Genomic DNA, 6,733 nt, shown 5'->3' with positions numbered 1-6,733 from the left:
TTACCAAAGAGGGGTTAGGGGAGATTTATCAATCAGTAATAATAAAATTACGCTTAACTGATCAGCATTATTTAGATGCAAGTCTAAAGGCTTTTTTGTATGACCTAATCTAAGTGAATACTTGGTTTGTTTGAGTATTACAATCGATAATTCTATTAGTTCTTCACTACTTCTTCGCAAACTTTTGTACATCTGCTAAAACTTGGCCCGCATGAGTTTGTGTGTTCACACTGCTGTAGTGATAGACAATATTACCTTGTGGGTCAATGAGAAAGGTTTCTCTTTTGGCAATTTTAGCGATACCTAAATTTCGAACAATACCAAACTGACTTGCAAGCTGGTGATTGTTATCAGCCAATATAGGAAAGTTCAGTCCAAGCTTTTCTGAGAATTTTTGATGTGATTTAACATCATCTAAACTCACACCAAGCACTACAGCATTATTCTTAATAAATTGTGGATATAAAGATTTGAATTGATTGGCTTCTTGCGTACAACCCGGAGAATCATCTTTGGGGTAGAAGTATAGAACGACCCATTTGCCTTTATATTGACTCAGTTCATGCCATTTTGAATTTTGGTCTTGTAATTTAAAGTTGGGTGCGGGTTTTCCAACCCATTGTTTTTGATCTGAATCAAATTTTGAAAAGACAGAATTCTCAGCATAACTCAAACTGCTGATTGAAAGTAAAGTTGAACAGGAAAGTAAGCCAACGCCTACGAATTTAGATAATTTCATATTGCATACTTTCCTAAAAGAGTTCGATCTTGATCTTAGCAAATTTTGAGCATCTATGTTGATGAGAAGTGTTGGCATTTATTTCCATCAAATTTATGCTGATCCTTATTTAAAATATTCGGTTCAGTATTCAATACAAAGAGAAAATCAACAAAGAGAAAATCATGGATGTTGGCGCAGTCTTAATACAACTTAAACCTGATTCTTTAACTCATGTCGATGCATGGCAGGCAGAGCTTAATGCTCGTAAAAGCGCTTGAAACATTAAAAGCTGAAGGTGTTCTAGTTGAGTCGTGGTTCTATTTAAAATTGGAAGGCCAAGATTATTTATTGGCATACACACGAGCTGAAAATATTCAAAAGGCACAAGCCGTTGCGAAAATGAGTCATTTTCCAATTGATCAAGTGCATAAAAATTTTAAAAGTAATTGGTTGAAAATCATCCCTGCAAAGTTATTGCTCGATTTAGAAAACAACTTGGATTAAAAAGCGATTTAGATTTAAAAAGTGGTTTAGATTTAAAAAGCGATTTGGATTTAATAAATGACCTAGAGTAAGAAAAGAGCCTAGATTTAAAAAATAGCGAAGCCTTATACTGTTGATCATCTTCATTCATTGCGTAGAGTCTAAATTGAATCAACGGATCTTACTCATTACAGGTTGGGGTGGTGGTACAAAACTGCTCAATTCACTGCAACAGGCTTTGCAACAACGTGGTTATGATGTTGAATTAATAAATATATTCAATGCTTTAGATGATGCTGTTTTACAGCAATATATTGAAAAAGCTAAAAATGTTGATGTCATCATCGGATGGTCTTTGGGTGGGCAGCTTGCAACATTGTTAGTGGATCAAGTTGAAAAACAATATGCGGAACAGAAAGTGCTGATTACTTTGGCATCCAACCCTTGTTTTGTTGCCAATACAGAATGGCAAATCGCCATGGATCAATCAACATTTCAAAACTTTAAACAATCCTTTGAGAATGATGCAATTACGACATTAAAAAAGTTTGGTTATATGGTTTGCCAAGGTGTAGAAACGACCAAAGCTGATTTTTTAACTTTGCAAAGTTTGATTCAGGCACAGAAAATCGAATTGCTTAAAGAAGGTTTAGCACTTTTAGGAAATTTAAATCTTGTGAGTATCCTGAAAAATTATACAGGTCACCAATATCATCTAATGGCAAAACAAGATTATTTAGTTAATTACAAAGTTTCTGAAAATTTACATCAATTAGACGCAAAGTTTTTAGAAACAGAGTTAATCAGTGGCTCACATGGCTTTTCTGTTTTTAAATCTGAAGAAACAACTGACAAAATCTGCCAATATTTACAAAAAATGAATTAAATCTATGGGCGAGTGGTGAATATCGCAATTTCTTTTTAATCTGCACAGGTTTAAGATGATTAAATTGTTTATGTTGTGAAATGTACACGGAGTGAGGGATGGCTGATTTAATGACTGAATTAAATGATCAACAATTTGATCTTGAGCATCTTTGGCATCCTTATACTTCTATGACCAATCCACTGCCAACCTTTAAAGTCAAAAAAGCGTATGGTGCAATCATTGAACTTGAAGATGGGCGCCAACTGATTGATGGTATGTCGTCATGGTGGTGTGCAATTCATGGTTATAATCATCCTGAACTGAATCAAGCTGTAATAAACCAATTACAAAATATGTCACATATCATGTTTGGTGGTTTTACCCATGACCCTGCCATTCAATTGGGAAAATTATTACTCGACATTACTCCACCCAGTTTAGATAAAATTTTTTATGCAGACTCAGGCTCTGTGGCTGTTGAAGTTGCTTTGAAAATGGCTGTGCAGTTTTGGTCTGCGCAGGGAAATATTCAAAAAACAAACTTTGTCACACCACGTTCGGGTTATCACGGAGATACTTGGAATGCGATGTCTGTATGTGATCCTGTCACAGGAATGCATCAAATTTTTGGTTCAAGTTTACCCAATCGAATTTTTGTTCTTGCGCCACAAGTTGGCTTTTATGATCAATGGGATCAAAATGACATTTCCGGACTAGAAAAAACCTTAGCAGAACATCATGCAATGATTGCAGCTTTAATTCTTGAACCGATTGTACAAGGTGCAGGCGGAATGCGCTTTTACCATCCTGAGTATTTGCGTCAAGCCAAATTGCTGTGCGAAAAATACAATATTCTGCTGATTTTTGATGAAATTGCGACGGGTTTTGGTCGAACTGGGAAGCTATTCGCTTGGGAACATGCACAAGTTGAACCTGACATTATGTGTATTGGTAAGGGCTTGACAGGTGGTTATATGACACTCTCGGCAACTTTAACCACAAAGCATGTCGCAGAAACCATCAGTCGCGGGGAGGCGGGTGTGTTTATGCATGGGCCAACTTTTATGGCAAATCCATTGGCATGTGCTGTAGCGGTAAAAAGTATTCAATTGCTGACTTCACAAGATTGGCAAAGTAATATTCAACGTATTGAACAGCACCTTAAACAGGTTTTAACACCATTACAAACACTTGAATATGTACAGGATGTACGTGTATTAGGTGCAATTGGTGTAGTGGAATTAAGCTTTAATGTGGATATGAAAATCCTACAACAAGAGTTTGTCAAAAAAGGGATTTGGATTCGTCCCTTTGGAAAATTAGTCTACGTTATGCCGCCCTATGTGATTTCCGAACAGCAACTAAAAATATTGTTAGAACAATTGGTTGACGTTGTGAAAGGCATGCAGGAGCACGTTGCATGAGTGTTATAAACTCACATCTTGAGCATTTTTCACAGCAATTAGATGATTTAAAACAGCAAGGAAATTTGCGTCAATTTACTGCCAATATTCAACAGCAACGCTATATCACCATTGATCAGCATCAAATGTTGAATTTAGCTTCTAATGATTATTTAGGTTTGGCAGCTGATGTACAGCTACGTGAACAATTTTTCGATGAAACGCCGAATGAACAACGTTGGATGAGTTCATCGTCATCTAGATTACTGACAGGAAATTTTCCTGAATATGAACAATTGGAAGCCAGTTTAAGCCAAGCCTTTCATGGGCGAGCAGCACTGCTATTTAATAGTGGCTATCACATGAATATTGGTATTTTACCTGCATTGGCAGACAGTAAGACACTGATTCTTGCAGATAAACTGATTCATGCCAGTATGATTGATGGGATTCGTTTATCGAAAGCTAAGTATCTACGTTATCGCCATAATGATTTAGTGCATCTAACACAACTTTTGCAGCAATATCATGATGATGACGCTTTTGAGCGAATTATCGTGGTGACTGAATCTATTTTTAGTATGGATGGTGATGAAACTGATCTTGCTGAATTGGTTCAGGTAAAAAAACAATTTTCTAAAGTCATGCTCTATGTTGATGAGGCACATGCGATTGGTGTGCGTGGTATACATGGTTTAGGTTGTGCTGAACAGTATGAAGTGATTGATGATATTGATTTTTTAGTTGGTGCCTTAGGTAAAGCAATGGCTTCAGTAGGGGGGTATTTGATTTGCCATCCTATTATCCGAGAGTATCTGATTAATAGTATGCGTCCTTTAATATTCAGTACAGCTCAACCACCGATTTGTATGGCGTGGACAAATTTTATTTTGCAGAAAGTGCTGCATTTAAATGCACAACGTCAACATTTACAAAGCATTAGCCAAAATTTACAACAAGCTGTTCAAATGAAAGGCTTTGATTGTCCATCGACTTCACATATTGTTCCTGTAATTATTGGTGAATCGAGTAAGACTGTTGAAAAAGCAAAAACTTTGCAAAAAGCTGGTTTTTACATCATGCCAGTACGTCCACCAACAGTACCTCAGCATAGTTCTCGTTTGCGAATTTCATTAACATCGCAAATTTTACAAACGGATATTGATCAACTTGTGACTTTACTGTGAGGACAATGGAACACGATGAACACTGATAAATCACAAGTGGCTTTACGTTTTGCACAGGCTGGAAAAAGTTATACACAACATGCAGTGATACAAAAGAAAATTGCACAACAGCTTTTTGATTTAATTCGAAAATATTATCCGCAAATTCGTCCAAATCAAGTATTTGAAATAGGTTGTGGTTCAGGAAATCTAACACATCTTTTAATGCAAAATTTACAAATCAAGCATTTGTTTCTAAATGATTTGTATGCAGAAGTACAACATCATTTTCAAACAGAACAGAATTTACAATGGTTGATTGGTGATATTGAACAGCAGGACTTTCCACAACATTTGGATTTGATTGTTTCAAGTTCAGCATTGCAATGGATTCATGATCTTGATGTGATTTTTCAAAAATCTCATACCAGTTTAAATGCTGAAGGATATTTGTGTTTTTCAACTTTTGGACAGCAAAATTTACAAGAAATAAAAGCGTTAACTGGACAAGGTCTTACTTATTTATCTATTGAAAATCTTCAAGAAAAATTAAGCAACAATGGTTTTGAAATTTTGTATATAACTGAACAAATTGATCATTTACCTTTTCAGCATCCTAAAGATATTCTGCAACATTTAAAAGCTACAGGTGTCACCGCAACAGCAAGTAATTTCCGTTGGACAAAGCAAACACTGCAAGATTTTTATATGAATTATCAAAATTTTATGAATGAAAATGAGTTAGGTGAACCAACGTACACGCTAACCTATCATCCTATTTATTGTATCGCTCGGAGATTGCCATGACTGCATCAATTTATTTTATCAGCGGAATAGATACAGGTATTGGTAAGACGTACACGACAGGTTATTTGGCCAAGTTATGGAATGAACAGGGCAAAAAAACCATTACTCAAAAATTGATTCAAACGGGTAATACCGATATTTCTGAAGATATTGAACAGCACCGTGAAATCATGGGTATGGGTTGGTTTCCTGAAGATGAAAGCAAATTGACGATGCCTGAAATTTTTACTTATCCTGCATCACCACATTTGGCGACAAAAATAGATGGTCGTGAAATTGATTTTCAGAAAATAGACAACGCGACTCAACAACTTGCTGAAACGTATGAAATTGTTTTGTTAGAAGGTGCTGGTGGCTTAATGGTGCCACTGACAACAGATTTGTTAACGATTGATTATCTTGTAGAAAAGCAATTTCCAGTAATTTTGGTCAGTTCAGGCAGATTGGGAAGTATTAACCACACCATTTTAAGTTTGGAAGCATTAAAAAATCGTGGTTTAACATTGTATGCTTTGGCCTATAACTTGAATGATGAATCACAAGATGCACTGATTTCTAAAGATACGGCTGAATATTTAAAGACTTATTTAGCGAAACATTTTCCAGAAGCTTTGTGGATTGATATTCCAGTTTTGTAATAGTGTTTTGTAATAGATTAAAAATTGAGAATAAGTTTTTTGAGATCAATAAAATGAAAGCTTATCGTTTTATTGGTCAATTTTTTATTGCTTGGTTTATTGTGGATAGATGTATTTACGATATATCGGCAGCACAAAAGGTAAGATTAAAAAGTGAAATAAACTGCTTACCCAAATCACAATAATCAATGCTGCGATGTATGACGGTACATCAATTGCCCAAACGAAACTGAGTAAAGGTAAAAGAATAGGTAAAATTGAACAGAAGGCATAGCTGATAAATGGGTGTTTTACGGCATATTTTGAGCAAAATAGGAAAGCGTAACTGGCAATCCAGATCGCATAAATAAAACATGCTTGTAGAATTTCAGACGTTGGATAGTGATGCTGTATTTGCAAAGATAAAATTTCAGCATTATCGATTTGTTCTTGCGTAGGGAATTGACCTTGATAAGCAATGTAGCTACAAGCACTTAGCCAAATAAAAAACAGTGGAATCAGTATAAAATATCTTCTATTCATTTTGTTATTTTTTGGTCAATAAATAATCACTATAAAAATAGTGACTTTTGATTGCAAGTTTTGTGGAGCTTTGTTGTGTATATATTCAGTATAAATGTTGTGGTTGTAGGGAATTCGCCTGACGT

Annotated in this window: 7 protein-coding genes and 1 pseudogene; 6 read left to right on the top strand and 2 right to left on the bottom strand. The window is 35.4% G+C overall.

Translation table 11 applies throughout. The annotated features are described in order from the left end of the window. Nucleotides 1–166: 166 nt before the first annotated feature. Nucleotides 167–739, bottom strand: a complete 573-nt coding sequence (locus GGG_RS0117955; protein WP_010117484.1) for a peroxiredoxin — start codon at nucleotides 737–739, stop codon at nucleotides 167–169. Between the two features lie 164 nt (nucleotides 740–903). Here GGG_RS0117955 and GGG_RS20025 point away from each other — a divergent pair. The 6 genes and pseudogenes from GGG_RS20025 to bioD all read left to right on the top strand — a co-directional run bounded on the left by GGG_RS20025 (nucleotide 904) and on the right by bioD (nucleotide 6,086). Then, a pseudogene (locus GGG_RS20025) lies at nucleotides 904–1,225 on the top strand (DUF6176 family protein). Nucleotides 1,226–1,370: 145 nt separating this feature from the next. After that, nucleotides 1,371–2,090 carry a hydrolase gene (locus tag GGG_RS0117945; protein ID WP_010117480.1) on the top strand — a complete coding sequence of 240 codons (720 nt, stop codon included), beginning with the start codon at nucleotides 1,371–1,373 and terminating at the stop codon, nucleotides 2,088–2,090. A gap of 110 nt (nucleotides 2,091–2,200) precedes the next feature. Beyond that, nucleotides 2,201–3,496 (top strand): adenosylmethionine--8-amino-7-oxononanoate transaminase, encoded by a 1,296-nt coding sequence (gene bioA / locus GGG_RS0117940; protein WP_029574702.1) that lies wholly within the window; start codon nucleotides 2,201–2,203, stop codon nucleotides 3,494–3,496. Continuing rightward, nucleotides 3,493–4,662 carry an 8-amino-7-oxononanoate synthase gene (locus tag GGG_RS0117935; protein WP_010117476.1) on the top strand — a complete coding sequence of 390 codons (1,170 nt, stop codon included), beginning with the start codon at nucleotides 3,493–3,495 and terminating at the stop codon, nucleotides 4,660–4,662. The genes bioA and GGG_RS0117935 overlap by 4 nt, the downstream gene beginning before the upstream one ends. Nucleotides 4,663–4,677: 15 nt before the next feature. Further along, nucleotides 4,678–5,448: a malonyl-ACP O-methyltransferase BioC gene (gene bioC / locus GGG_RS0117930; RefSeq protein ID WP_010117474.1), complete on the top strand. Its 771-nt coding sequence runs from the start codon at nucleotides 4,678–4,680 to the stop codon at nucleotides 5,446–5,448. After that, entirely contained in the window at nucleotides 5,445–6,086 is a 642-nt protein-coding gene (gene bioD, locus GGG_RS0117925; protein WP_010117472.1) for a dethiobiotin synthase, read from the top strand. The genes bioC and bioD overlap by 4 nt, the downstream gene beginning before the upstream one ends. A 96-nt stretch (nucleotides 6,087–6,182) precedes the next feature. Here bioD and GGG_RS0117920 read toward each other — a convergent pair whose 3' ends face one another. Beyond that, nucleotides 6,183–6,608: a hypothetical protein gene (locus GGG_RS0117920; protein ID WP_010117470.1), complete on the bottom strand. Its 426-nt coding sequence runs from the start codon at nucleotides 6,606–6,608 to the stop codon at nucleotides 6,183–6,185. Between the last annotated feature and the right edge of the window lie 125 nt (nucleotides 6,609–6,733).

Source organism: Acinetobacter sp. P8-3-8 (genome assembly GCF_000214135.1).
Taxonomy (GTDB): domain Bacteria; phylum Pseudomonadota; class Gammaproteobacteria; order Pseudomonadales; family Moraxellaceae; genus Acinetobacter.
The sequence above is the reverse complement of the archived record's forward strand: the minus strand, read 5'-3'. Positions and strand labels throughout refer to the sequence as shown.